Raw genomic sequence first — 26593 nt, forward strand, 5'->3', positions numbered from 1 at the left:
CCCCATAAGGGATTAATTGGGGCGGGTTTATGAGATTATTGATTTTAGGCAAGTATGGTTGGTAAAACCAGCCCATACAGCAATATTTATGGGATTAATGAGGCTCGGAAAGTGTCAAAATAAACGCCAAATTTTCTTCGGCTTTCAAAGCGTGAAGAGCGTGACCAGGCATGAAGACAAATACCCCCGGTTCCAAAACAATATCGTTGCCTTCAAGAGTCAAAATTCCCTTTCCTTCTATGACATTAACTGTGGCATTCCGTGCCGAAGAGTGTTCTGAAATTTCCGTTCCGGCTGCCAGACAAAATAAACTGTACTGACAATTATTGTCTTTGACTAAAATTTTGTTCAGGACTCCGGCGGCGGGATATTCAATTGCGTCTCGGAGTTGGATTGCTGAAGATTCTAGCGGTAAAAGAGTAGTAGTCATAGTTTTTGACAATTAATTAATTTGGTCACAAGCCTTGAATTTATCAGTGGCTTCACTTTCTTCCATCGAAAAGTGAAAATCGAAAATCTATTGAATCGGTTAAGATTGTTTTTTGGCGGAGATAACGATGTAGCCTAGATCCTGTTGGTAATGCTGGAAAACTTGACGCATTGCTAAGATACGATCGCGAATTTGCGATCGGCTTAATATATTCCACAAAATCCGCACAGTACCCACAAACCCTTCATCTTGCAACATTCGCTGCAAATTTAGGAGGCCCATCGCCCCGGTTTGAGACTTTTCTACTTGCAAACCCGCGTTTTGGTAAACAGCAATCCAGCCAGACTCAGACAAAGGCGTTGAATTGACGCGAATCACTTCTGATAAAGCTTTGTGAATTTCTGATTCTCGGTTTCTCGCTAAAAGTTCGTGAGAAAGAAATTTGCCGCCTGGTTTTAAACGATCGCAAATTCCCGATACAATTTTAGCTTTCCCCGACGGGGACTGCATTGTCAGGATAGCTTCAGCCAAAACCCAATCAAACTGTTGGGAAATCCGATCCAAGTGAAAAATATCTCCTTCCACAATTTCCACTCGATCGCTCAAACCCGCTGCTGCAACATTAGCACGAGCGCGGGTCACACTTTCGGGATTTTTCTCCACTCCCACTACTTTTACGCCAAAACGTTCAGCAAGGGCGATCGAACTATATCCAAAACTAGCAGCCAACTCCAAAACAGTCTCCCCAGGCTGAAAATCCGCCCATTCAAATAACTGTTCCGTAGCAAGTTTCCCCCCCGGCCTCAGCATTTTCTTGCCAGCCGCCGCCAGAACTTCATGTCCGGGTGCAGTCTTAAAATTCAGAGCAGTATTGGTCATTGAATTGACCTCCTATTTAACCTTACTCTCAGTTTGCCAAATTATCCCAAATCTTTCTATGATCTAGCTCATATTCAAATTCTCCTAGGCTGACGAACCCTACAATATCTGGAATTATACTCGATCGTCACTTCGTGAATTAGAGTTTCTGGGGTCATACAATTAGGGCTAAAATAGCTAAAGTTTCGGTTTCGATCGGGACTTATTCAGGGTTGAGCGCCGCACTTCTTCAACTTGACTGACTTGAAAAATTAGGGTAAATTGTTGACCCATTTCTTTTTCGACAAATGCTTCTAAAAGCTGCACCTGTTTGGGTGTCAAAGCTTTGCTACTGCGAACACTCAGACGAACTTCCGGCGGTTTCGCCAACCAGTTAGTATCGGTTTTAATCAGTTCCACCCGTTGAAAAGTGATAGTTCGGTTAAGCAACGCCCGCTTCAGGCTGGCTTCGAGTTGCGCTTGCTCGATCAATTCCGCAAAACTCACGCCCAGAGGAATCACAAGTATAGCCGTCAATGCTAGCGCCCACAAGAGGGCTTTACCGGCGCGATTCAGGGGGGTGTAGCCGGCCATTAAAGAGGTCAGCATACAGGAAAGAGTAATCCCCAGCAAATTAGTAAGATACAGGAGGCTTGCTCCCAAACTGAGCGACCAATTAGCTTGAGATAAGCCTAAACCTATAACACAAATTGGCGGCATGAGAGCCACGGCGATCGCAGTTCCCGCCAGAGTAGCAGAAACTTTGGGCTGAACTTTCGCATAGCCACTGATTCCCCCAGCGGCGATCGCAATTCCTAAGTCTAGTAATGTAGGTTTAGAACGAGCTAGAACTTCGCTCCCAAAGTCGGGAAGTTGTACCAAAGCGCCCAAAAAACAAGCTAGAAAAATTGCTAGCACCGTCCCGACTGCTAATGCAATTAAACCTTTGCGGAAGAGGAGAACGTTACCTTCTACCGCTCCAAATGCTAACCCTCGGATTGGCAACATCAGAGGCGCGACGATCATAGCACCGATAATGACGGCTGCACTGTTGGCAAGCAGTCCAAAGGTGGCGATTATACAGGAGCCGAGAATTAAGACAAGATAGTCAATATCTAGGGTTGATTCTTCCAACAAGTCAACTCGTATTTGCTTTAAATGCTCTGGAGCAATCCTGCTCCTGGTGAAATATTTAAGACGGTCTCGAATATTGTTGAGCAAAATAATCTCCTTAAATCGGGGGATTGTATCCGTCAAACGATTTTTGATTTTTGATTTGTGATTTTAAATTTACTCCACTGATTTTAGATTTTAGATTTACTCCACTGATGAATCTGGGATCTTGAACAAAAGTCTAAAATTTTGGGCTGCCCCGTCGATTTTTGATTTTTGATTTTTGATTTTTGATTTTTGATTGACTCCACCGATTTTAAATTCTAGATTTTAGATTTACTCCACTGATGAATCTGGGAACTTGAACAAAAGTCTAAAATTTGGGCTGCTCACCACAAGAGTCGGGGGCTTGTATCCGTATGCAGGTGCGAGCAAAAGAATCAAAATCCGAGCCAGCAAGTTTTCGAGGATGTCCCGGAACTTTAAAGTAATTGCCGCGCCACTAATACCCAGCAGTTGCATCACATCCCCCGCTTTGAATGACGGGAGGGCGATGAATGACGCGATCGGCAATAATTGATTTATAATCAAGATATATACTCCACCCCAATAATACCGAATCATGCTCGCAGAAGCAAACGCGACACTTTGGCCTAGTCTAATTACTGTTTCAGCATTAATTCTCTACTTCGTTGTTACCATCAACGTCGGCAGAGCTAGATTCAAACACAAAGTTTCTCCCCCGCAGATGACAGGAAACCCAGACTTTGAGCGAGTGGTGCGAGTTCAGCAAAATACCTTAGAGCAAATGATTCTATTTTTGCCCTCGCTGTGGCTGTTCTCGCAATTTATCAGCCCAATTTGGGGGGCTGGTATCGGCGCAGTTTGGATAGTTGGACGCATTTTGTTTGCTTGGGGTTACTATCAAGCTGCTGAAAAAAGAGCGGCAGGATTTGGCATTAGTACCTTAGCTACTTTAGCTTTGCTTGGTGGTTCCTTAACAGGCATAATTATGTCGCTGCTGAAGGTTTGAGCGTAGCTTCCGATCGACATAATTGTTTTTCTACTCGTTTCCAGGCTCTGCCTGGGAACCAGTTAAATGTAATAAATGTTAGGAGTAAATATGTCAGAAACCAACAAACCCGTATTTGAAATTAACCCGAAACTTTTTCAGCAGCTTGTCGAGTGGCAAGAAAAACTTGAACGAGAAGATGAATTAGCAAGCGAGTCAGAAGACGAGAAACCAATTGAGGTAAAAAATCCTCCCGACAGTGATGAACAGCATTCTCAAACAGATAATTTCTAGCTGGTGGCTAGCAGCATCTTTGGGATTTCCGGCTGCTGTCTCGGCTCAATCGCTGACACCTAGCCAAATTCAGCAAGTCAATAGCGGTTTGTTTCGTTCTAACTCTCAAGATTTTTTTCAGCAAGGCTATCGCCAACTGGAAAGAGAAATCGCAACTTTGTTGCAAAAAAATGTCGCTTCCGAAGACCGGATTCTGGAGATTGATGAAAAATTGCTCTCTCAGCTTTGCAGCGAAGAATTTAAAATCTCCTCGCCGCATTCTGATACAATAAGTGCTGCTCAGATTGCTGATTTTCAGACCAAATTAAAAGACATTTGCAGACACAATTAAAATGAAAGTGAGGTCAATATTCAAAGTTTAGTGCTAATGGATAAAGAGGCAATGGCAAAGTTAAAAACAGCCCTGCTGGAAGCGGAAACCGCTGCTCATTTGGCGGTCATCATTATTGATTATACTCATGAGGAAATGATGCTAGTTTTTTATGAGCTAGAATGGGAACAACAGGATAGGATTAAGACTGTTTGGAAAACTGTTAGTTAAAGTAGATTGGTGGAAATCAGAGGTTTTAATTTTTAACCGTAGATGTAAGCCGATAGACGCGGATGAACGCAGATTGAATTTTGTTAGTGTTCGCTGTGTATAACAATCTTAATTTGTACACAGCGAACAATGACATATCTAAACTAGGGATTCGAGGCATAGTTGGCGGAAATGATCGCCCCGTTGCTCGAAGTTTTGGTATTGATCGAAGCTAGCACAGGCTGGAGAAAGCAGCACTACTTTAACGTTGTTCTGTTTGCCTAATTCTGCTGCTCGCGGGATTGCTCTTTCCATTGTTTCGACAATTTCCCAAGCGTTGTAATTTGCTTGTGCGAGCCGATCGGCAAAAAGACTCGCTGCATCCCCAATTAGCAACACCGCAGCAGCTTTTGCCTTGATTGTATCAATCCAAGCGCGATCGTCCCCTTCTTTGGCGTCACCGCCCGCAATTAAAATCGCTGGTGCGCTAACAGAAGCTAACCCGACTTGGGCGGCGTCATAATTAGTAGCTTTGCTGTCGTTGATGAAATCTATGCCTTCCCAAGTGCAGATGTGTTCGAGGCGGTGCGAAACTCCGGGGAATTTAGCGATCGCCCGGGCGATCGCACTTTTATCTATCCCCGCCAAATTAGCTGCCGCCACCGCCATTAACAAATTCTGCAAATTGTGTTCTCCCACCATCCGCAAAGAATCAGCAGGCAGAATTTTCTCGCTTTGAGCGATTACCCAACCATCTTGAATATAGGCTCCAAAATCTGTATTTCCCAACAAATCTTTTTTACCTTTGACACTCGTCCAACACGCATCGGGCCAAACGTCAACTCCTTGCTGCCGCAAACAAGGATCGTCGCCGTTAATTACTTGCAATTCCGACTTTTTCAGCAAATGCGCTTTAATGTTGTAGTAATTTTCTAAAGTTTTGTGGCGGCTGAGGTGATCCGGCGTCAAAGTCGTCAAAACTCCGATGCGTGGCGCTACAAACGGCGAGGATTCTATCTGATAGCTGCTGATTTCTGCGATTACCCAATCCGGCTGTTTTTCGGCTAAAGCTAATTCACACGCAGCATAGCCAATATTGCCGCAAGCGGGAGCGTAAAGCCCGGCCTCGGCAAAAATAGCAGCAATTAAAGCAGTAGTAGTAGTTTTGCCGTTAGTGCCAGTAATTCCCACCCAAGGAGATTTGAGGTAACGCCACGCGAGAGCCATTTCTCCGATTGTTTCAATGCCTAACTCTCTGGCGCGCACTAATGCTGGACTGTCCCAGGGAACGCCCGGACTCACTACTATTAATTCTATAGATTCGACTGGTTCAAAAGATTTACCTAACTCCACATGAATTCCTTCGTTAGCGAATTCCTGTTGTTGTTCGAGCAAGTTTGGGGAAGATGAGCGATCGCTCAGCGTTACTTCCCATCCTTCGCGTTTGAGCAGTCTGGCGGCGGCAATTCCTGATTTTCCTAGTCCAATGATATGAGCGATCGGCATAAGTTGTGTGTGTGATGGAGCGAATTTCCCTGGTTTTATAAGTTTATATTTTAACCTTGAATTGGTTATTGACTATTGGCCATTTTGCTTATTTTTTAAGAGAGCGATCGCACGCGATATTTATTTGTAGGGCAACCGCACTGCCGTGTCCTAATTCGTAGGGAAACGGCACTGCTGTGTCCTCTTTTGTGATTTCGATCGACCTTTTTTTGAGTTTTTCAAGGAGTGCGTCTTTCAAGTTGTTCAATTTTTTCTTCTAACCGGACAATCTCTCTGGATAAACAGCGAAGCTGATATGATGATCCGGCCCCAGTAAGCGCCACCATTCCAAATAAATATATCTCCTTGATCAGAGGGTTTTCTTTATTTACTAGATAGTATATGGTAACAACGAGTGGCGCTAGCCAGAAACTGGCGTTTGACATTTGCGCCCATTTACGAATCAGTTGTTTCTCATTCATTGTTCATATCTTCCCTTTTCAAGAGCGAGGCAGAGCCTCTGGATATGGGTTCCCAGGCAGAGCCTGGAAACCAGTTAAAAGTCAGTTAAAACTGAGATATTGCACCATTGTCAGCAACAGGCTTTCCGGCCTGTTCCACAAAAGATAAATTTTCTTGTGGAACAGGCCGGAAAGCCTGTTCACAAAAGGCTATTTGAGAATGGTGCAACATAGGAGTTAAAACTGACTGAAAAGTCTAATATGTGTGGGTTTCAGTCCTCTTAAGAGGACTTTCGCTTTGAGACGGGGGTTTCAACCCCCGGCGGACTGAAGCGGAGGTTTTCAATCCCCGGCGGACTCAAATCTTGTCAATTCTAACTTTTGACGATCGCCCCAAAGTCAGCCAACACCCGCGCGTGATTCCGCAGCAAACCCAGTAAATTCAACCGATTTTGCTTAATTTCCGGGTCAGAATCCATCACCAAAACGCTTTCTGGCCCGTCGAAAAAGTTGCTGACAGTCGGAGCAATCTCAGTCAAACTATCTACTAACTGCTGGTAATCCCGAGTTTGTTTGCATAGCAGCGTTTGCGGCACTAACTGCACGACTGCATCGTAAAAAGCTTGTTCAGACGACTTTTGAAATAACTCCGCTTTCACCGCCGCTTTCGGTTCCAATTCTACTTTATCCAAATCACCTTGAGCCGCCAAACGAGTTGAACGATTGACTGTTTCGTAAATTAGATCCAAAGTCTGGTTGTTGCGGATTTCTTGCAGAAAAAGCGCTCTTTCCAGCGCGTCCAACAAATCTCTCAATGCTCGTTCAGTATATTCGGGGTCGTTTTCTCCCAAAACTGCATTTACCAAATCGTAATCTACATTTTTTTCTTCTTGCAACAAAGTCCGAATTCTTTGCAAGAAAAACTCGTATAACTGAGCCAGCAACTCCGCCGGTGTTTCCGGGCGCGCTGCGGTAAATTCGGCAACAACTTGTGCGAGCAACTGATGCAAGTTGACTGGCAACTGAGCCGCCCAAATAATGTTAGTTATTGCATTGGCTGCGCGGCGCAAGGCGAAGGGATCGGATGAACCAGTCGGCAACATTCCCAAGCCGAAGATGCTGACTAATGTATCTAATTTGTCGGCTATTGCGACAACTTGACCTGTGAGACTTTGGGGCAAATTGTCGCCCGCACCTTTGGGCAAATAATGTTCAAAAATCGCTGTGGCTACTTGTTCCGATTCGCCACTTGCTAAGGCGTATTTCTGCCCCATGATTCCTTGCATTTCGGGAAGTTCGTAAACCATTTGGGTTACAAGGTCGGCTTTGCAAAGTAAGGCTGCTCTGGCTACATCAGCTTGCTCTTCCTCTGTGATTTGCAGTTGATTGACAATTAAACTGGCAATCTTGCACAGCCGATCGACCTTTGCGCGCACTGTCCCCAAATCTTCCTGGAAAGTAACTTTTTCCAACTTGGGCAAATAATCCTCTAGAGGCTTTACCAAGTCTGCTTTGTAGAAAAACTGACCGTCTGCCAATCTTGCCCGCACTACTCGCTCGTTACCGGCGGCAATAATCGCGGCTTTAGCCGGAGATCCGTTGGAAATTGTAATGAAATAGGGCAGAAGTTCGGGATAATCTGGGCTTTTGAGGATGGGAAAATACCGCTGGTTTGTAACAATAATTGTGGTGATTACTTCCGGCGGCAATATCAAAAATTCCTCGTCAAATTTGCCGACAACTGCGTTCGGCCATTCTACTAAGTCGGTGACTTCTTCTAACAAATCTTCGGTAATGTCGGCGTAACCGCCTTGTTTTGTCGCTGCGGCTTCTACTTGTGCTTTAATTTGATTTTTGCGCTGGGTTCTATCGACCTCCACGCAAGCAGCCCGCAGACACTCGACATAATCCTCGGCTTGCGGAATCGAGACAGGCTGCGGATGTAACACCCGGTGTCCTTGGGAAATTCGATCGCTCTTGACCGTATCCGAACCGCTGACCAATGTAATTGGCAGTACAGTATCATCTAACAGTGCCACTAGCGATCGAATCGGGCGCGGAAACTTCAAATCTCCGTCGGCCCACCGCATAAATCTTTTGCCTTCTAACTTATTAATCCACTGCGGCACAAGTTCTGTCAAAATATCCGCTGTCATCCGCCCCGGAATCTTTTTGAGTACAAATACAAAATCGCCTTTATCGGTAGCGCGAACTTCCAAAGCATCAATTTCTACGCCCTGCTTTTTCGCAAAACCTTCGGCTGCTTTCGTCGGTTTGCCATCCTTAAAAGCCGAACTTGCCGGCGGCCCTTTTACCTCTTCTTCTCTATCTAATTGCTGAACTGGCAGTCCTTTCACGAGAACGGCCAAACGCCTCGGAGTAGCGTATACATTAATAGAGTCATTTGTCAAGGATTCTTCTGCCAGCGTTGCAGGTACAAGTCGCTGCCACTGCTGGGCGCTGCCTGCGACAAAAGATGCGGGCAATTCTTCCGTACCGAGTTCTAATAAAAAGTTAGGCATATCGCACCGTAATGGAATTTTGTTTAGGGTAATTTAAGGTAATTTATCCGATCGCGCGATCGTATATCTGAAAAATACTCAAAAATCCAGGATACCACGTAAAATCGGGGGTGAAAGACAATATTCTCGACAGCCCATGACCTTGGCGGAAAGACTAGGACAAGATTGGAAGTCTCGACTCGAAAAAGATTGCCCGCAGGAGAGTTCTAGCACTCGCGAGAGTGTTGTCCGCTGGCTGTTGGGAGACAAGCCCGAAAGATTTGACACTCTTAGCCCAACTCAATTGTCTGTCGCCTCTGGGGCGATCGACTTTTTATATCGAATTTTGATTTCTCGGTATCTGGGAGTACCGCCAGAAAAAGCTTACCGCAATTTGATCGGGCGGCTCGGCGGTTTGGTTGTGCTCCGGCAAAAAATCCAAGCGTGGGTTTCCCTGAGTCGCGACAGACAGCGGAGTGCGGTGGAGGTACTACAAGAAGTGATTCAGGAAATGCTCAATTCCGATCGCTACCTGCAGCAGCAAGTCGCCTGGATTGCCGAATGCACCTCAGACAGACGCCTGCGAAATGCTTTGCTGCTAGCGAGTACAGAAGAATACTGCTTGCGGCCGATCCGCAACCAGCCGCTGCTGGTGTACCGTTTTGTCAACTACCTGCGACGTGCCCAGCGCGGCGGGTTGACGCAGGTGCCTGCGGGAGACTGGGTGCGGCTGGTGTCGGAACAGGTTCTACCCGACGATACAGACGAACCGCTTAGCCTGCTAGACGAACAGGCGATGTCCGAGTATCGAGAAAATCAAGCTTGGGAAGAGCAGCAAACTCAGCGGCAGATTGTCCAACAAGAATTTGAGAATTACTTGGCCGCTGAAGTCGATCCGCTGGCTTCCCGGTGGTTGCAGCTTTACCTGCAAGGTCGTTCCCAAGAGGCAATTGCCGAGGAGTTGAAGGTTCCTATCAAGCAAATTTACCGCTTGCGAGAAAAAGTCAGTTACCACGCGATTCGGGTTTTTGCGGTCAAACAAGCACCGGAATTAGTCGCCAACTGGCTGGAAACTTCGCTCCAAGAACACAGTTTGGGCTTGACTCCCGCTCAGTGGCAGCAATATTTACAAGACCTCACACCGGTGCAGCGGCAGTTGCTAGAATCGCTGAAAGCAGGGAAAAGTGTAGAGACGATCGCATCTGAATTAAAGCTGAAAACCAATCAAGTCATCGGCGAGTGGAGCAAACTCTATTTAGCAGCTCAATCCCTCCGCAACGAGTAGATTGGTAATGGGTGGCGGGCAATTGCTAATTGTTAATTGGCGGTAGCATTTTTCAGAATCCGCGCTACAAATCAATTCCCTCACAGCCACAGATTACTGCGAGTTTCCCCGTGGAAAACCGCGCGATGCCCCTTGTATCAAATCAGGTTAGATCGATCGGGATATCGTAGCGCTGCCCTGACGATCGCGATCGGAGACGATCGCAGTCAACTCTCTGAGGTAAGATACTAGCAGCACGATCGACTTTTCAGGATTTCTTAACCAATCCTAAATTCAGCGGTGGCCCGTAAATCATCGGTTGTGGTGCATCTCTAATACTTGTGCATTAAAGACATAATTCTATTGTTGCCAGCCACGGGCATCAATCTGGGGCGATCGATGATAGTGGGTCTAGACTGCGCTAGTCATCATCTAGTTCTCAATCTTTTGGTAGAATTTGAGGCTGCAATACATAAGAGAGAAAATTCTGGGACTAAGGATTTTTCTTTAATAAAAGCTTCCGGTTGTTAGGCCAATTCCTCCGTAGCAGGAAGTTGCAGCGTTTAATTTTATCGCATCAGGTTGGTGCGTCGCGCTCGATCGCGCTTCCAACTACAAAGCAGCTAATGGTACATACATCTTCAACAGACTCGGCAGCTACAATGGACTCCGATCGAATATTTCAACTAATCGACACAGTTGTCCCCTTTGAAGCTTGCCTTTATTATCAAGTTTTGCCTTTATCTCTAGAAGGTAATCTGTTTAAACTGGGCGTAGTCGATGCCAAAGATGACTCCGCCTTGGACTACGTGCAGCGGATTTTAGCTTACATGAATTGCTCAGTCACAACAGAGCCAATTGCGTCGGAAACTCAGCGCTCGATGCTCTCAGCTTACTTGCTGCACGGGAGCCAGCTTCGAGAACCCAGCCAGACAGAAACCGCAGCAGCCCCAACACCCAAAAATCCCGCACCAGCAATTTCACGCCCCAAAGCAGAAACGCTGCTGTCTGTGCCAGAACCCTCGATGCCCGATCATGAGCAGTTTAAACCTGCTGGCGCCGAGGTTCCCCCGACACCGACACAGCTATCGGTTTTGAATGTCGAGGCCTTGCACTTGTCAAGCCCAGTCGAAGTTTTGGCAACTTTGCCCGCGCCCCAACTGCTGGAAGAATTGCTTGGTAGAGTGCTGCGAGAGGGTATCGGCCGCCTGTTTTTTGAGCGGCATCAGTCCCAAGGCCGGATTCTTTGGAGTCAAGACGGCGTTTTGAAATCGATGCTCGAAGGTATCGATATCGTCCTTTTCCAAGAGGTCATCGACGAGTTGAAGCGGCTGACAGATATGCCTGTTTGCCCGGTGGAACAGCCCAAACAAGTCGAAGTTGAGCGCATATATCAAAACACTCATTTGCTGTTGCGCTTGCGGGTAATGACGGTGGGTGGCAAGGAAGAAGCCACCCTGCAAGTTTTGCGGGGGGCTGCTTTGAGGTTTTACCAGCAGCAGCAGTTGTCTACTTTGAGTCGCGACGCGCTGCGGCTGGCAGAAGAATTGCAGCGGAAAGTGAATCAAATTCGCGATCGAACTCGGCTTTCTCCTGTGCCTTTAGAGGGGTTGCCCGCTTTGGAACAGGTGATTAGAAATGTGGATGACCAAATTGAAGCTTTGATGCACGAACACAATCCCTAGCAGCCCTACTTAGCAAGAGATCACTGTTTTGAATTTTTTTTTTACTCATATCGTTTCCGGTTGTATCGGAATGATTTAACCGCAGAGGGCGCAGAGAACGCAGAGGGAGAGAATACAGAGAGGAATATTTCCGATGCTACCGGATTTGATATCACATCAAGTCCGGTGAAATAATAATAATTACGTTTGTAGTGAGGACTCAAGTCCAAGCGAGTTTTATCATAACTCAAGTTTTCACTACAAAACAATTTGATGGCAGTTCTGCCAGGTGATATCTAGTCCGGTCGATTCCCTTCGCTTCGCTTCGCCCGAAATCAGGTAGGGGCGGGTTAACCAATAATATCTGCCAATAATTGACAATCTCAAAAACCCGCCCGGCCGGGATATTATGGTCAATCGATCGGACATAATAGGATACAATATTATACAAGTTCCAAAAAAGAATGCAACTGTATGCCCGTGCTCTAAACCCTGGTACTCATCTGTCATTCCCCATCTAAAATCTAAAATCTAAAATCTAAAATGGTATTAGCCATGCTCAAAAACATCCTTGTACTGCAATAAATCCAAACTCACAAAAACGGGCAAACACTGAAAACATTGCTGTGCAATTTCCCAGCGTTCTTCTCGCTGCAACATAGCAGTCAACTTTTGTTTAGCGCTCAGCAAATAGCGGACATCATTAGCAGCATAATTTAGTTGATCGTCAGAAAGATTAGTCGCATTTCCCCAATCGGAACTTTGAGATGTTTTATTTAATTCTACCTTTTCAAGTTCTAAAATTAATTCTTTCAATCCGTGTTTGTGGGTATAAGTTCTAGCAAGTTTACTAGCTAGCTTGGTGCAGAAAACTGGTGCAACGTCAATACTTAAATTGTAACGCATTGTTGCCAGATCGAAGCGCGCAAAATGAAATACTTTCTCAATACTTTCAGCTTCCATTAGCTTCTTTAAATTCGGTGCTGCTGTCTGATCTTTGGCAATCCGCACCACTGCAACTTTACCTTCTGGATTGCACAACTGCACCAAACACAAGCGATCGCGCCAGGGTAGCAAACCCATTGTTTCCGTATCAACGGCGATCGCCTCTGCTGTCAAATAATAAGATAAGAGAGAATCGGGAAGATCGCGATCGCACACTTGAAAATCTGCAAATTCCATTATTGGTAACTGTTGACTGTTGACTGTTGACTGTTGACTGTTGACTGCCTTCTTCCCTCTTCCCTCTTCCTTCTAACTTCAGCATCTACGTCACACTCGATAATTAATCCGTGTATCCGTGTCCGAATCCGTGTCGTGCCTTCCTCCCGCTTACCGACTGCGAACAAAAAGCTGAGTAAAATAATACTCGCCTTTGGCATTTTTCGCAACCCCAATACCGGTCACATTAAACTGACCCTCCATATTCTTGCGGTGGCCCTCACTTTTAATCCAACCCTCAACAGCGTTGCGTACCGGATCGCTGTAGCCCATATTGTAAGCAAGATTTTCAGCTACACTTTGATAAGGAATCGTAATTGCTTTCGCCCGCCCTTCAAATCCATCGTGGCTGAAACGTACTTTACCGTTAGCCATATTTTCGCTGTGAATTCTTGCTATCTGAGTGATTCGCGAATCGACACTCAGCGGCGGCAACTTTTTAGATGCTCGGTATTGATTTATCTGTTGGTTAACCGCTTTTTCTAAGTCAGTAATAGCACTCGAAGCAACATTAGTATTCATGGGAGTTTGTGGCAGCGATCGCGTAGGAATGGAAGTGTCACACTTTGGCAGGATTGTCAACAATCCCAAGCAAATCGAAATCAAACCTTTGGACATGAAATCAAACGAGAAATAAAGTTAATTGTTACCATTAGTGTCAACTTAATGCCAAAAGTAGTATGAGTATACCGTCTGAGGATGAGCCTCTAGATCCCCCTCGCATACCCCCTACTCCCCCTTAATAAGGGGAGTAGGGGTTGACTTTGAACGCTTCCAGTCCCCCCCTTATTAAGGGGGCTAGGGGGGATCTAGACTTCGATACAAACGAGAGATACAAAGGATTTTAGTCTTAAGTTAACACCAATTAATTGTTACCAATTCCTACAGAGCGATCGCGCCACATTCCGCCAAACTAGATATTCAGAACTTTTGCCACAGTGTTCACGTCTTTGTCGCCGCGTCCCGAACAGTTAAGCACAATGCGCGGCTTGCCTGTTAGCTGAGGGCACAGAGTCTCCAAATAGGCGATCGCGTGAGAAGTTTCCAAAGCCGGAATAATCCCCTCCAACTGCGAAAGTCGCTGAAATGCTTCCAGCGCTTCTGCATCAGTTACGCTATAATATTCAGCCCTGCCCGCATCCTTCAAATAACTGTGTTCCGGCCCCACACCCGGATAATCCAAACCCGCACTAATAGAATGTGGCTCAATCACTTGACCTTCATTATCTTGCAGCAAATAACTCATTGCCCCGTGCAGAACTCCAACACTTCCTTTAGTCAAAGTAGCAGCGTGCTTATCCGTCTCCACACCTTCCCCCGCCGCTTCAATACCAATCAATCTGACAGTTTCTTCCCCAACAAACTCGTGGAAAAGACCCATTGCATTAGAACCGCCGCCGACGCAAGCTAATAAAATATCCGGCAAACCGCCCCACTTTTCCTGACACTGAGCCCGCGTTTCTTCACCGATTACCGCATGGAAATCGCGTACCATCATCGGGTAAGGATGCGGGCCCGCTACGGAACCGAGAATGTAATGAGTTGTTTCGACATTTGTCACCCAGTCGCGAATCGCTTCCGAAGTCGCATCTTTCAGCGTTCCCGTACCTGCAGCCACCGGCCGCACTTCGGCTCCCATCAAGCGCATTCTAAACACATTTAAAGCCTGTCTTTCCATGTCGTGAACGCCCATGTAGACAACGCATTCTATACCAAAACGAGCGCAAACTGTGGCAGTAGCAACGCCGTGTTGACCGGCACCAGTTTCAGCAATTACGCGCTTTTTGCCCATGCGTTTTGCTAACAATGCTTGAGCTAAAGCGTTGTTGATTTTGTGAGCACCGGTGTGGTTTAAATCTTCGCGTTTGAGGTAAATTTGCGGGCCAGTTCCGTCTGCTTTAGCGTAGTGTTCGGTGAGGCGTTCGGCAAAATACAAAGGGCTGGGGCGGCCGACATAATCTTTGAGCAATTGTTGGAGTTGCTGTTGAAATTCCGGTTCGCTGCGGTATTTGTGGAAAGCGGCTTCTAGTTCAAATAAAGCGGGCATCAGGGTTTCGGGGACGTATTTGCCGCCGAATTTGCCGAATCTGCCGAGGGAGTCTGGGCGTTGGGCGCTGGTTTCGGTGGTGAGATGCAGGGGGGTGACTGTCATTTGATTTTAGATTTTAGATTTTAGATTTTTTAGATTGGCGGGTAAGCTAGAGGCGGGCGTGTCGATCGCGCGCTTAGTCGATCGTACCAAATTGCTTGGGGACTTGAGGCGATCGAACAAATTTGATTTTGACATCCTCCCCAACCGTACCGCAGGATGCCTAAACCTCGCCCGGAAAGGTTCACTTCACAGACTAGACTTATTGAAAAAGTCTTTTCCATCAAACAAATTTTCGGACTTGGCGCCGATCTGATGCATAATTATTTTTAAAATTCAAGTCTACTGACTTAGGGCCATGCCACCATAATATTGTTAATTGCCAGGAGATTTCGGTCATCGTTAACCATGCTTATAGCATTCTCACTAGCGCCGGTCGAACGGCCAATTATCGACTCTAAAACCAGATTTTCCACCTTTTTAATTTAAATATTTATAGCAAAGTTATAATTTTAGCATAATGATTGCAGTAAACTCATCTCGTCATACTTGTGCGATATGTTACATTTATTGAAGAACGCAACAGCTTGCTCATTCAATCCTAGTAAAATAAAAGCATAGACCTACAATTGTACTCTTTCATCCCGGTCTACTGATAAAACTCAATAACCTAAACCCCAAATCCATCTCCATAGATGGCGACGGGTAATATAAAAATTATTGTTCGCAGTGTTCCATCGGGGCGCTCCTTCCAGCAAATTATAGGTTAAATTGAGCAACCATTAGCAGATTTCACTTGTTTCAGTTATTGTTACAAAACAGGAAACCAAAATCGTGGATATCGACATTCGTTATAAACCTTCCTTTGCCACAATTTTTCTTACCCTCGAACCGGGAGAAAGCATTATTGCTGAATCAGGAGCGATGATAGCAATGGATGCAGCACTCACCATGAAAACAGAATTTAATGGAGGTTTTTTGTCAGGTGTATTGAAAAAGTTTTTTGGTGGTGAATCACTGTTCGTCAATCGATTTACAAATCCAACACGGCAGTCTCTCCAAGTCGTTCTTTCTCAATCGACAATCGGAGATATTGCCGAAGCTCAAGTCTACGAAAATAACCTGTGCTTTCAACCCGGTGCTTATATTGCCAGTACCCCCGATATCAAATTAGGCGTGCGCTGGGCTGGATTGGCAAGTTGGTTTTCGGGAGAAGGCTTATTTAAATTGCAAGCCAGCGGACAGGGAACGGTATTTTTTGGCGCCTATGGTGGTTTGACTCGCAAGAAAATTAATGGTGACTTTATTGTCGATACAGGGCATTTAGTAGCTTATGAGTCGGGAATGAAAATGTCGGTAAAAATGGCAGGCGGATTATTAGGTTCGATTACATCCGGGGAAGGGTTTGTGAATAAAGTCACGGGCAAGGGAACAATTTACTTGCAATCCAGAAGTATCGATGGTTTAGTTCAATTTTTGTCGAGTAAAGTTTGAGTTGCGAGCGAATATACCCATTACCTACTACCGAATATGAACATCGAACTTTTACAACAACCCGACAGCACGATCGCCCGTGTTACCCTAAATACAGGTGAAGAAATCGTTGCCGAGGCAGGTGCAATGGTGGCAATGAGTGGCTATCTACAAGCAAGTACGACATTGCGCCAAGGCAAAGGTGGCGGTATTCTCGGCGGACTCAAACGAATGATTGGGGGAGAGTCGCTATTTTTAAGTGTATTTCGCTCGCCCACACCGGAAAATACACTATTTTTAGCGCCCAAAATGTTGGGCGATATGCTGCACTATAAAATGGGCGCAAGTGGTTTAGTAGTACAAGCAGGTTCTTATTTAGCTAGCACATCAGATGTCAATATTGACTTGGGTTTTCAAGGCTTCAAATCGCTGTTTTCTGGAGAAAGTATCTTCTGGCTGGATATGGGCGGTCGTGGAGACGTACTATTGAGTTCCTTCGGCGCAATTTACGAAGTTCCTGTCAAAGGAGAATACATTGTTGATACAGGTCATATTGTCGCCTTTGAGAAAACTTTAAAGTTTGAAATTACCAAACCTCCCGGAAGTAGTTGGTTGAGTGCATTTCTCGGCGGAGAAGGTTTAGTTTGTCGCTTTAAAGGCAACGGTCGCCTGTTCTGTCAAACCCACAATGCCCTAGCATTCGGTCAAGCCGTCGGCACTCGTTTACCTCCGAGGTAGCAAGAGAGGAAGACGAAGAGAATGGAACAAAAAGGAGACCGATAAAGTTCTTATTACCTATTCTCTGTTTATTGTCAACTTTCAACTCTCAACCATCAACTGTCAACTCCCAACTCTCAACCATCAACTACCAACTGCCACCTATCAACTGTCAACTTATATGCCTAGCAATATCTCATATACAATCGAGCATTCTCCATCATATGCCCAACTAAAACTCAAAATTCCTGCCAACAAAACGGTGTTGGTAGAATCTTCTGGCATGGCAGCGATGGATAGTCACATCACCCTGAAATCAAAAGTCAAAGGAGGTTTAATGAAAGGCCTCACGCGAATGTTAACAGGTGAGTCTTTGTTTATCAGCGAATTTACTGCACCCGAACGTTCTGGAACACTTTACATTTCCCCTGGACTTCCGGGCGATATTCAACATTATCACCTCAAGGGAAATAGCTTGATGCTGCAATCTTCTGCGTTTGTGGCATCGAGTTCTACTGTAGACCTTGATAGTAAATTTCAGGGTTTAAAAGGTTTCTTTAGTGGCGAATCTCTGTTTTTTCTGAAAGCAACTGGAGAAGGCGATATCTGGTTTAATTCCTATGGCGCCATCCTGGAAATTCCAGTCAATGGAAGTTATATCGTCGATACCAGTTATATTGTCGCCTTTGAGGATACGCTGAAGTATAATGTTGAAGTTATGGGGGGGCTATCCTGGACAAACTTGAGGACGGGAATTTTAGGTGGAGAAGGCTTAGTTTGTCGTTTCAGTGGAGAGGGTAAACTGTGGATACAGTCTCGCAACCTGTTTCCTCTGATTAATTTTTTAAATCCCTTCCGACCGACAAAGAACAATTAGTTCGGTGCTTTTATATAAGTTGTAGGATGCGTTAAATTATCACAACGCATTATACCATCATACAATTGAAAAACCTTATGAGCGATCGCAATCCACCCACAAGTAACAGACAACTGCTAACCCTATTCGGGATTTTTTTAGCATTAGTCTGTTTATTGCTTTGGGGAAGCATCCAACTGGTAGATGGGCTAATTTTATTAATTCCCCCCGAACTCGAACAGCGTTTGGGGGGGTTAGTTATCCCAGCTTACGAACGTCTTGCGAGCTCTTCTCCAGCACAAGATACCCTGAATCAACTCCTGAATCGCCTGGAAACTAAATTACCTAAACAAAAAAATATCGATCGCAATTATCGCCTACTTTACATTCCCGATGATACTGTAAACGCGCTAGCCTTACCTGGAGATACAATTATTGTTTATCGGGGTTTAATACAGCAATTGGAATCGGAAAACGAGTTGATGATGATCTTAGGTCATGAGTTGGGTCATTTCGCCCATCGCGATCATTTGCGGGGAATTGGGCGGGGATTGGCGCTACAATTTGTGGTAGGGGTGTTCGCAGGCGATGGAGGTGGGTTGCTGAATGTTGGCGCTGCGATCGCTTCCAATTTAAGCAAAGCCCAATTTTCTCGCAATCAGGAAGCCCAAGCCGATGAATTTGGCTTACAACTCCTGGTTTCCCATTACGGGCACGCAGCAGGCGCAGCCGACTTTTTCCAGCGATTAGCGCGACAATCTCGTTTAGATATTGCTTTGTTATCGACTCATCCGGCACCAGGCGATCGCAGTTTAACGTTAACACAAACGATCGCCCAACGTCGCTATCCGATTCAAGAGCGATCGCCTTTACCCGCAACACTCAAAAGCGATCGATAATAATAAGACACTTAATAATTCCCTGAACCCTTGATGGGCTAATACAATAGGTATAATATCAGAGTCTAAACGAGCGATCGCCACCTTACACCCACTCCGCTAAAACTAGAAATACCAGTAAAAAAAGTTCAAGCATCTTAACCTATGGCAGCATCCAAACGCAAAGATTCTGACAGCAAAACAACCGAGGGCAAACGAATAGTTTACTCCGAGTTTGGCAACGTTGACAACTCGGCCGCCCTCCAACGGGGAGTTGCCGAAGTTCCCCCCAATCAACAAAACCTCAAAATCGAAGCATCCCGAAAAGGACGCGGCGGCAAAACAGTTACAGTCATCAGCGGCTTTCAGGAAAAACCCGAAACATTAGCAACTTTAGCCAAGCAGCTAAAAGCTCAATGCGGTACTGGCGGCACAGTCAAAGATAATGAAATCGAAATTCAAGGCGAACACAAGCAAAAGCTACTAGAAATTATCACAAAGTTAGGCTACAAAGCTAAAATTAGTGGAGGGTAAAGTAGTCAATATTCCTCAGTGTATGGGCGGGACAGGTTTATGATATACTTAGTTTTAAACATAGATGGTTTGTAAAACCCGCCCCTACATCGCACAAATTATCTTGTCGCGAATCAACCAGAAATGATATTACCAATTACCGCCAATTTTTAATGTACACTCGACCTTTAGCTCGTTTAATCGAACAATTGCAGCGCTTGCCGGGAGTCGGCCCAAAAACAGCCCAGCGGCTCGCTTTACATATTTTGAAGAGGCCGGAAGAAGAAGTGCAAGCCCTAGCTAAATCTTTGATTGATGCCAAACAGCAAGTAGGTTTTTGCCAAGTATGCTTTCACTTATCTGCTGACCCTGTTTGCGAAATTTGCCGCAATACCAACCGCGACACTCATACCATTTGTGTAGTGTCAGAATCCCGCGACGTAATCGCTTTAGAAAAAACGCGGGAATATATGGGTAAATATCACGTTGTTGGCGGCGTTATCTCACCGATGGATGGAATTGGCCCCGAACAATTGAACATTCAACCGTTAGTGCGGCGCGTCAGCCAGCAAAAGGTTAAGGAAGTAATTATTGCTATTAGTCCCAGCGTGGAAGGCGAAACTACTACTCTTTATATCGGTCACTTATTAAAACCTTTTACCCTAGTGACGCGCATAGCTTTTGGTTTGCCGATGGGGGGAGATTTGGAATATGCCGATGAAGTTACATTGGCTCGTGCTTTGGAAGGAAGGAGGGAGTTGGATTAGTTATAATTTGTCCCGCATCTAAATTGTGTTTTCTGGCGGGCGGGACGCCCAACCCCTACTTTCCACAAGAACTCGATCGAGCTTAATCGCTCTTTTTTTACTCAAACGGAAGAGTTTTCTATTCTAGCAATTAGTTCTTCTATTGACAAATCCGGCAGTTGTGACAGCAATAGCGATAAATTTTCGGTAGACAATGCGAGCAAATTTGGGATGAGATTGACAATGTTTACTTCTAATTGACCAAAGCGCTTTCTCAAGACATTTTCGGCGATTAAAGTTTGTACTTGCTGTCTATCTGCTTGGGCGATTGGCAATGTGGATAATTGCACTAACAACATAGTGAATTCACCAACAGGTAAAGCCGAGACAGAGGAAAAAAAGGCAATTGTCTTAGCGTCTAACTCCCCAAATCTGACTTGCAGAAAGTTCTGCAAAATCAACCGCTGTGCTTCTTCTCTTCCTTCTTCTCTTCCTTCTTCTCTTCCTTGTTGTGTGGCCTCATCTATTTTTTGTTGTAACAGAGGTACGAGCGCCATAACTAACTCCTTATCTTCCTGATTTCCTGGGGCACTAGCTGCTAAATTTACTTGCAGATTCGCTTGCAGGTTGTACAATAATTCTAGCGTACTAGCTCGTAGGGGACTATCAACAGGCAATCTTGTTAATTCCGCGATCGCCCCTTGTTGTACCTTACCCTTACCTAAAATCCGCAACCACATCGTTTCTGGAACATTCGGTAGCTGGTGAATAGCTATCAATCCTACTCGCCAAACTTCCGATAGAAAATAAACCCCCCTCCCCCAACCTTCTGACTCTTGGGGAAGCATAAAATTAAAGCTGCTTAACAAAGCCTCCGAAGCTGTGGGAGTCAGAATCCACAACCTGGGTAATTGCTGGGATTCTAAACATTGCTCTTCTCGATTAGCACGGCGCAGTAATTCTGCCCTAGTATTTAAAAGTTTGACAACACAACTGAAGATCTCCTCTGTATTGACGGCATTGCGAAATGGTTCGATCGCAGCCACAGTCGCAGTCATTTGACCTAATAAACCTAAATTCTCTACGTATTCAGGCGATACAGAAGTGGGTTTAAACCAGATATCAATTTCTCGAACTTGAGCAGAAACATCTTTACTGGTTTCTACTTCTCCTAGAGGTGACAATAACTCTCTTAGGTATTCTTTGGCAAACTGGTCATGGGGAAATTTAGTCATTCTTGGGAAGCACTTTATCCGAAAAAAACTAAATTAATTATATCTCATTTTAAAATAGTATTTATTTGCGAGATATTCTATGTTATACACCCAATATTTTAAAGGATTCAGGTATCAAAGTATTCGGTTTTTCGAGGTGGAGTTACTTATTTAACCCAGATTTAGGATAAAATCTCAAATCCCAAATTGAGCTACTCTCCCCTGTCACTGCCGCGAAAGGGTAAACTGGAAAAAGTTACCGAGAGTAGTAAAAAATCATGACCCAATTCGATCGACCTTTCACCTACCCCACAACCCGCAAAATCGACCAAACAGACGACTACCACGGCGTCAAAGTATCCGACCCCTACAGGTGGCTGGAAAATCCCGACTCTGAGGAAACCCAAGCTTGGGTGGAAGCCCAAAACGCAGTCACTTTTGGCTACCTCAACGAAATTCCGGCGCGGGAAAAAATCAAACAGCGCCTGACTCAACTTTGGGATTACGAGAAATACGGCATACCTTTCAAAGAAGGATCTCGCTATTTCTACTACAAGAATGACGGCCTGCAAAATCAATCCGTACTCTACACTTTGACATCCCTCGACGGCGAACCCAAAGTATTAATTGACCCCAACACTCTCTCAGAAGACGGAACTGTTGCTTTGGGTGGGATAGCTATCAGCGAAGACGGCAAATACATGGCTTACGGTTTGTCAATTTCCGGTTCCGACTGGCAGGAATGGAAAGTCCGTGAGGTGGCAACCGGCGAAGATTTATCAGACCATTTAAAGTGGGTGAAATTCTCAGGCGCATCTTGGACTCACGACGGTAAAGGCTTTTTTTATAGTCGCTACGACGAACCGAACGAAAAAAGCAAGCACGAAGAAGTTAACTATTACCAAAAACTGTTTTACCACCAAATCGGCACGCCGCAATCTGAAGACGTATTAATCTACGAGCGACCCGACCAAAAAGAGTGGGGATTTAGCGGTGGTGTTACCGAAGATGGCAAATACTTGATTATCTCAGTTTGGCAGGGAACTGAAACCAAAAACTTGATTTTTTACAAGGATTTAACTGCACCGGAATCAAGCGTTGTAGAACTGATTAGCGAATTCGAGGCTGAGTACAGTTTCATCGACAATGAAGGCTCTGTTTTCTGGTTTCAAACAAACTTAAATGCACCGTTGGGCCGCGTAATTGCGATCGACACCAACAACCCACCTCCCTCATGTCTCGCTGGTGACGAAAGTCAAGAAAAATTCACAGAAATTATCCCCGAAGCAGCAGAAACCCTCGAAGGCATAGGCCTCCTGAACAATCAATTTGTGGCTTCCTACTTGAAAGACGCCTACACCCAGATTAGAATTTTCAACTTAGATGGCTCTTTCGTGCGAGAAGTTGCCTTGCCCGGAATCGGTTCAGCGGGAGGATTCAGCGGCAAGCGGCACGACACCGAAACTTTTTATGCTTACACCAGTTTCACTGCACCTAACATCATCTATCACTACAATATGGTGACAGATGAAAGTACGATTTATCGGCAGCCAAAGGTCGATTTTAATCCCGACGATTACGAGACAAAACAAGTATTTTACCCAAGCAAAGACGGTACGCAAGTACCCATGTTTATCACGCACAAGAAAGGCTTGCAGTTGGATGGCAATAACCCCACCTACCTTTACGGTTACGGTGGTTTTGGCATCTCGCTAACTCCGAGTTTTTCTGTTAGCAGGATAGTGTGGTTAGAGATGGGTGGAGTTTATGCGATCGCCTGTTTGCGGGGAGGCGGCGAGTACGGCGAATCCTGGCACGAAGCAGGCAAAAAGTTGAACAAGCAAAACGTGTTTGATGACTTTATAGCTGGCGCTGAATGGTTGATCGAAAACAAGTATACCAAACCTGCAAAATTGGCGATCGCAGGCGGTAGCAATGGTGGTTTATTAGTAGGGGCTTGCATGACTCAGCGGCCGGAATTGTTCGGTGCAGCGCTGCCGGCAGTCGGCGTTTTGGATATGTTGCGCTTCCACAAATTTACCATTGGTTGGGCTTGGACTTCTGAATACGGTTCGCCGGAAAATCCCGAAGAATTTTCCACAATTCACGGCTATTCTCCGTTGCACAATCTCAAACCGGGAACGGCTTATCCGGCGACAATGATTACAACTGCCGATCACGACGATCGCGTGGTTCCTGCCCACAGTTTCAAGTTTGCTTCTGCTTTGCAAGAAACCCACGCGGGAGAAAAACCCGTGTTAATTCGCATTGAAACTAAAGCGGGACACGGTGCTGGCAAACCCACTGCGAAAGTCATTGAAGAATTGGCAGATGAATGGGCTTTTTTAGTGCGGGAACTCGATATTAACTAACGTTTAAAAAGCGCGGAATTGGGGGTTGCCGAGTCCGAGAAAGTGCGATCGCGCCACCCTCAATTTTTCCGCCTCTCCCGTAGGGTACGCACGCAGCACAAAGCCTCTCACCCTAGTGTTTGAAAGACTTTTTTGCGCCTATCTCGCGTTCAATTCTCAAATCCTGCGATCGCTTCACTAGAGCTCTTGCAAAAATAACTAGGACGGGCAAGATGCCCATCCCACAAGAGTTATTTTTTCTTGTGGGATGGGCCCCAGATCCCGTCCAATAAATTTATGAAAAGGACTTTTGCAAGAGGTCTACTACCTTTGGCGGCAGATACCCGAAAATTTAAATCATAGATTAGTGCAACTTGTCAACTCCCAGGGGGTGTTAACTTGCCTGATGCTATGTGAATTTTTGTATACTTTAGAGGTCTTTCTAAGATTTTTTTGCTATTATCTTACGATAAGTAAACTTGACGGCGATGTCCATGAGTAACAGTAGTAAATAGAATTGAAAATTAAAAATTTTCCTATTCTGGGAAACCAATTTTCTAAGTTGACTGTAAGTTGACTTACGGTGAAGATTCAACAAAAAATTCTCCCTACAACCGTACTGAGAATCCACGCCGTACCGGAACCATTGCCTTTTTTTCAGCAAGGCGTCAATAATTAATTGGCGATCGCAATCTCCAAATTCTGGCATAGCCACTTCTCAAACAAAAAGACTTAACTAGCGCCGTCAAAGCCCGAAAACGCTTGCGTAGGAGTTGCGGTGATTTGTCGGCCTAGCCACGCGCGATCGCCCGCTGCAGTCCCCATCCCATTCTTTCCTAAAATTTCAACCAAAAAAATACATAAGTAATAAATTATTTTTCTATAAATAATTTATTAAGATTTATAGGTGGGTGTTTATTGAATTTTGTCAAGCTGATTAGGTTATAACTAATAGCTAAATCAGGAAATAATGACAATGATCTCCAATCTGCCGAATTTGTCTGCCGTAAAAATACCTAAATCTACGAAGATTGCCACTAAGAACAACTTTTTTTTTGAACAAGCAAGCTCTACAGCAGAAGCGGACGCGCAAAAATCTCTAGTGATTGTTGACTCCCGAGTAGAAAACTACCAGCAATTGATCGGTGGTGTTAAAGCAGGAACGGAAGTATTTGTACTCAATCCTAGTAGGGGGGCGATCGAGCAAATCACCGAAATTCTGGGTCAGCGCAGCAGCATCACCAGCCTGCACATAGTTTCTCACGGCCGAGAAGCAGCAGTAGAAATCGGCCGGGCGGAACTTAATATTGATAATCTAGAAACCTACAGCAACCAATTGCAGCAGTGGGGAAAAGCCCTTAACGAATCCGGCAGCATTTTACTTTACGGCTGTAACATAGCCGCCGGCGAATCCGGCCTTAAATTCATACAAAAACTCAGTGAAATAACAGGAGCAAATATTGCCGCTTCCAACAACCTAACAGGGAGTGCAGCATTAGGTGGCGACTGGAAATTAGAAATTGCCACAGGACAAATAAATACCGAACTAGCCTTTGAAAAAGAAGTCCTAGAAGCCTACACATCAGTCCTGGTTACCTTAGTTGCCGAAACCTTTGAAGGTTCAACAGCACTAGGGCCTTGGATTTATGGAACTAGCGACGGTTCATCAAACCCTCCTGGCTTAACCGCAGGCACCGGCCCCGGCATTATTCCCGGTGTAGTGGGAGGGCCCATCGATCCAGTAGGCAGCGGCGCTTTGAGATTAACATCAGCAAATGGGAACCAAGCAGCTTTTGTCATCTACAACAGCCCCATCTCTTCCGCTGAGGGGCTAAAAGTTACCTTTAATTTATTTGCCTATGGCGGCAATACTGGTGCGGATGGCGTTAGTTTTTTCCTAATTGACGGAACAACTACGCCAACAGCAGCGGGAGGCTACGGCGGCGGTCTCGGCTATGCAACGATAAATAGGGATCCCTTCACGCCTGGTATTGTAGGAGGTTATTTAGGTATCGGATTAGACGAGTATGGCAGTTTTTCCAATTCGTCGGAAGCGGGCATAGGTGGCCCCGGGCAGCGAGCTGATTCAATAACAATTAGAGGCAGCGCAGCCACAACATATAGCTTTTTAAGTACCGCTACCGTTCCCGGCGGCATAGATAATCTTTCGGCAACCACTCGCATCGCTGATAATGTAAAAAAAACAGTCCAAATTACATTACTGCCGGGTTCAAACAGTCTTTCAGTTGCTCTAGACGATAACGGCAACGGCGTATTTGAGACGAACGAAACTTTTATCACCATACCGGATTTGGTCACTGCAAACGGAGCACTACCGGCTACTTTGAAATTTGGTTTTGCTAGTTCGACAGGCTTGTTTACAAACATTCATGAGATTGCTAATCTCGCTGTCGAAACTATCAACCCTCCCACACTTTCAGCCGACATTTCCGTTGCTAAAACAGGCCCCTCGTTCGCCACCCGCGGCAGCACCATTACCTATACAATTATTTCCACTAATACCGGAGACAGTAGCGCCGCAGACGTTAAGATTCAAGATCAACTGCCGGCAAACTTAACCTTCGTCAGCGCTGTCGATACCGCTGGCGATGGCGTATACGACCCTCAAACGCAGATTGTCACGTGGCCGACGATTCCGACTCTCGCTAGCGGCGCTAGCACTACCCGCACCATAACCGCAATTGTCCCCGCAGCGACAGCGATCGGCACAACCATAACCAACACCGCCTTTAGCAACTCCAGCACTTATGACCCCATACCAGGTAACAACAACGGTTCCCAACCCATCTCTCAAGCCCCAACTACAATTGTTGCTGCTAGTGCCGACCTAGTTACCACCAAAACCGGGACTACGGCAGCAGCACCGGGTGAAATAGTTACTTACACAATTTCCACAGTCAACAACGGCCCAA

The 26593-nt window shown here is 45.4% G+C and carries 28 protein-coding genes; 14 read left to right on the forward strand and 14 right to left on the reverse strand.

Translation table 11 applies throughout. The features are described from left to right. Positions 1-94: 94 nt before the first annotated feature. From QUB06_RS09880 to QUB06_RS09895, 4 genes are all read right to left on the reverse strand, one after another. Complete coding sequence (locus QUB06_RS09880) at positions 95-430, reverse strand: cupin domain-containing protein (RefSeq protein ID WP_333435135.1); 336 nt, start codon at positions 428-430, stop codon at positions 95-97. Between the two features lie 99 nt (positions 431-529). After that, positions 530-1309, reverse strand: a complete 780-nt coding sequence (locus tag QUB06_RS09885) for a class I SAM-dependent methyltransferase (protein WP_333435136.1) — start codon at positions 1307-1309, stop codon at positions 530-532. Positions 1310-1486: 177 nt separating this feature from the next. Beyond that, positions 1487-2545: a DUF389 domain-containing protein gene (locus QUB06_RS09890; protein ID WP_333435137.1), complete on the reverse strand. Its 1059-nt coding sequence runs from the start codon at positions 2543-2545 to the stop codon at positions 1487-1489. 192 nt (positions 2546-2737) lie between these two features. Next, positions 2738-2992, reverse strand: a complete 255-nt coding sequence (locus QUB06_RS09895) for a hypothetical protein (protein WP_333435138.1) — start codon at positions 2990-2992, stop codon at positions 2738-2740. Between the two features lie 31 nt (positions 2993-3023). Between QUB06_RS09895 and QUB06_RS09900 the strand changes: the two genes are divergently transcribed. The 4 genes from QUB06_RS09900 to QUB06_RS09915 all read left to right on the forward strand — a co-directional run bounded on the left by QUB06_RS09900 (position 3024) and on the right by QUB06_RS09915 (position 4248). After that, the gene (locus QUB06_RS09900) at positions 3024-3434 is read left to right on the forward strand and encodes an MAPEG family protein (RefSeq protein ID WP_333435139.1); all 411 of its coding nucleotides are present in this window, start codon (positions 3024-3026) and stop codon (positions 3432-3434) included. A gap of 90 nt (positions 3435-3524) precedes the next feature. After that, positions 3525-3707, forward strand: coding sequence for a hypothetical protein (locus QUB06_RS09905; RefSeq protein WP_333435140.1), 183 nt, complete (start codon positions 3525-3527; stop codon positions 3705-3707). Continuing rightward, positions 3676-4038, forward strand: a complete 363-nt coding sequence (locus QUB06_RS09910; protein ID WP_333435141.1) for a hypothetical protein — start codon at positions 3676-3678, stop codon at positions 4036-4038. The genes QUB06_RS09905 and QUB06_RS09910 overlap by 32 nt, the downstream gene beginning before the upstream one ends. Positions 4039-4074: 36 nt before the next feature. Then, on the forward strand, positions 4075-4248 hold the full coding sequence (locus QUB06_RS09915; RefSeq protein WP_333435142.1) for a hypothetical protein: 174 nt from the start codon (positions 4075-4077) through the stop codon (positions 4246-4248). Positions 4249-4386: 138 nt separating this feature from the next. Here QUB06_RS09915 and murD read toward each other — a convergent pair whose 3' ends face one another. The 4 genes from murD to glyS all read right to left on the reverse strand — a co-directional run bounded on the left by murD (position 4387) and on the right by glyS (position 8695). Continuing rightward, positions 4387-5733, reverse strand: a complete 1347-nt coding sequence (murD, locus tag QUB06_RS09920) for a UDP-N-acetylmuramoyl-L-alanine--D-glutamate ligase (protein WP_333435143.1) — start codon at positions 5731-5733, stop codon at positions 4387-4389. An 88-nt stretch (positions 5734-5821) separates the two neighbouring features. Continuing rightward, positions 5822-5971, reverse strand: coding sequence for a hypothetical protein (locus QUB06_RS09925; protein WP_333435144.1), 150 nt, complete (start codon positions 5969-5971; stop codon positions 5822-5824). Then, the gene (locus QUB06_RS09930; protein WP_333435145.1) at positions 5952-6194 is read right to left on the reverse strand and encodes a hypothetical protein; all 243 of its coding nucleotides are present in this window, start codon (positions 6192-6194) and stop codon (positions 5952-5954) included. The genes QUB06_RS09925 and QUB06_RS09930 overlap by 20 nt, the downstream gene beginning before the upstream one ends. Positions 6195-6547: 353 nt before the next feature. Next, positions 6548-8695, reverse strand: coding sequence for a glycine--tRNA ligase subunit beta (glyS, locus tag QUB06_RS09935; RefSeq protein WP_333435146.1), 2148 nt, complete (start codon positions 8693-8695; stop codon positions 6548-6550). Between the two features lie 136 nt (positions 8696-8831). Here glyS and QUB06_RS09940 point away from each other — a divergent pair, with 136 nt between their 5' ends. Continuing rightward, positions 8832-9959 (forward strand): HetZ-related protein 2, encoded by a 1128-nt coding sequence (locus QUB06_RS09940; protein ID WP_333435147.1) that lies wholly within the window; start codon positions 8832-8834, stop codon positions 9957-9959. A 605-nt stretch (positions 9960-10564) separates the two neighbouring features. Beyond that, complete coding sequence (locus QUB06_RS09945; protein WP_333435148.1) at positions 10565-11623, forward strand: hypothetical protein; 1059 nt, start codon at positions 10565-10567, stop codon at positions 11621-11623. 528 nt (positions 11624-12151) lie between these two features. Here the strand turns inward: QUB06_RS09945 and QUB06_RS09950 are convergent. The 5 genes from QUB06_RS09950 to QUB06_RS09970 all read right to left on the reverse strand — a co-directional run bounded on the left by QUB06_RS09950 (position 12152) and on the right by QUB06_RS09970 (position 15196). After that, positions 12152-12784, reverse strand: a complete 633-nt coding sequence (locus tag QUB06_RS09950; protein WP_333435149.1) for a ribonuclease D — start codon at positions 12782-12784, stop codon at positions 12152-12154. Beyond that, positions 12784-12951: a hypothetical protein gene (locus tag QUB06_RS09955; RefSeq protein ID WP_333435150.1), complete on the reverse strand. Its 168-nt coding sequence runs from the start codon at positions 12949-12951 to the stop codon at positions 12784-12786. Before QUB06_RS09955 ends, QUB06_RS09950 begins: the two co-directional genes overlap by 1 nt. Continuing rightward, the gene (locus QUB06_RS09960) at positions 12935-13441 is read right to left on the reverse strand and encodes a CAP domain-containing protein (protein ID WP_333435151.1); all 507 of its coding nucleotides are present in this window, start codon (positions 13439-13441) and stop codon (positions 12935-12937) included. The genes QUB06_RS09955 and QUB06_RS09960 overlap by 17 nt, the downstream gene beginning before the upstream one ends. Before the next feature lie 295 nt (positions 13442-13736). Next, entirely contained in the window at positions 13737-14975 is a 1239-nt protein-coding gene (trpB, locus tag QUB06_RS09965; protein WP_333435152.1) for a tryptophan synthase subunit beta, read from the reverse strand. A 29-nt stretch (positions 14976-15004) separates the two neighbouring features. Next, positions 15005-15196 (reverse strand): hypothetical protein, encoded by a 192-nt coding sequence (locus QUB06_RS09970; protein WP_333435153.1) that lies wholly within the window; start codon positions 15194-15196, stop codon positions 15005-15007. 550 nt (positions 15197-15746) lie between these two features. Between QUB06_RS09970 and QUB06_RS09975 the strand changes: the two genes are divergently transcribed. The 6 genes from QUB06_RS09975 to recR all read left to right on the forward strand — a co-directional run bounded on the left by QUB06_RS09975 (position 15747) and on the right by recR (position 20116). After that, the gene (locus QUB06_RS09975) at positions 15747-16406 is read left to right on the forward strand and encodes a TIGR00266 family protein (protein WP_333435154.1); all 660 of its coding nucleotides are present in this window, start codon (positions 15747-15749) and stop codon (positions 16404-16406) included. A 36-nt stretch (positions 16407-16442) separates the two neighbouring features. Beyond that, entirely contained in the window at positions 16443-17123 is a 681-nt protein-coding gene (locus QUB06_RS09980) for a TIGR00266 family protein (RefSeq protein WP_333435155.1), read from the forward strand. Positions 17124-17283: 160 nt separating this feature from the next. Further along, positions 17284-17979, forward strand: a complete 696-nt coding sequence (locus QUB06_RS09985) for a TIGR00266 family protein (protein WP_333435156.1) — start codon at positions 17284-17286, stop codon at positions 17977-17979. Positions 17980-18056: 77 nt separating this feature from the next. Next, positions 18057-18857: a M48 family metallopeptidase gene (locus QUB06_RS09990; RefSeq protein ID WP_333435157.1), complete on the forward strand. Its 801-nt coding sequence runs from the start codon at positions 18057-18059 to the stop codon at positions 18855-18857. 144 nt (positions 18858-19001) lie between these two features. Then, positions 19002-19370, forward strand: a complete 369-nt coding sequence (locus QUB06_RS09995) for a translation initiation factor (protein ID WP_190737631.1) — start codon at positions 19002-19004, stop codon at positions 19368-19370. Positions 19371-19522: 152 nt separating this feature from the next. Continuing rightward, a complete protein-coding gene (gene recR, locus QUB06_RS10000) occupies positions 19523-20116 on the forward strand; it encodes a recombination mediator RecR (RefSeq protein WP_333036394.1) in 594 nt (197 codons plus the stop codon). Positions 20117-20217: 101 nt separating this feature from the next. Here the strand turns inward: recR and QUB06_RS10005 are convergent, their stop codons facing one another. Beyond that, entirely contained in the window at positions 20218-21330 is a 1113-nt protein-coding gene (locus QUB06_RS10005) for a flagellar assembly protein H (RefSeq protein ID WP_333435159.1), read from the reverse strand. A 257-nt stretch (positions 21331-21587) separates the two neighbouring features. Between QUB06_RS10005 and QUB06_RS10010 the strand changes: the two genes are divergently transcribed. Together QUB06_RS10010 and QUB06_RS10015 are read left to right on the forward strand one after the other, a co-directional pair. Continuing rightward, the gene (locus tag QUB06_RS10010; protein WP_333435160.1) at positions 21588-23681 is read left to right on the forward strand and encodes a prolyl oligopeptidase family serine peptidase; all 2094 of its coding nucleotides are present in this window, start codon (positions 21588-21590) and stop codon (positions 23679-23681) included. A 949-nt stretch (positions 23682-24630) separates the two neighbouring features. Further along, positions 24631-26593: DUF4347 domain-containing protein (locus QUB06_RS10015; protein ID WP_333435161.1), on the forward strand; the 1963-nt coding region annotated here is incomplete at its 3' end.

It is taken from the genome of Microcoleus sp. D2_18a_D3, from assembly GCF_036702455.1.
Taxonomy (GTDB): Bacteria; Cyanobacteriota; Cyanobacteriia; order Cyanobacteriales; family Microcoleaceae; genus Microcoleus.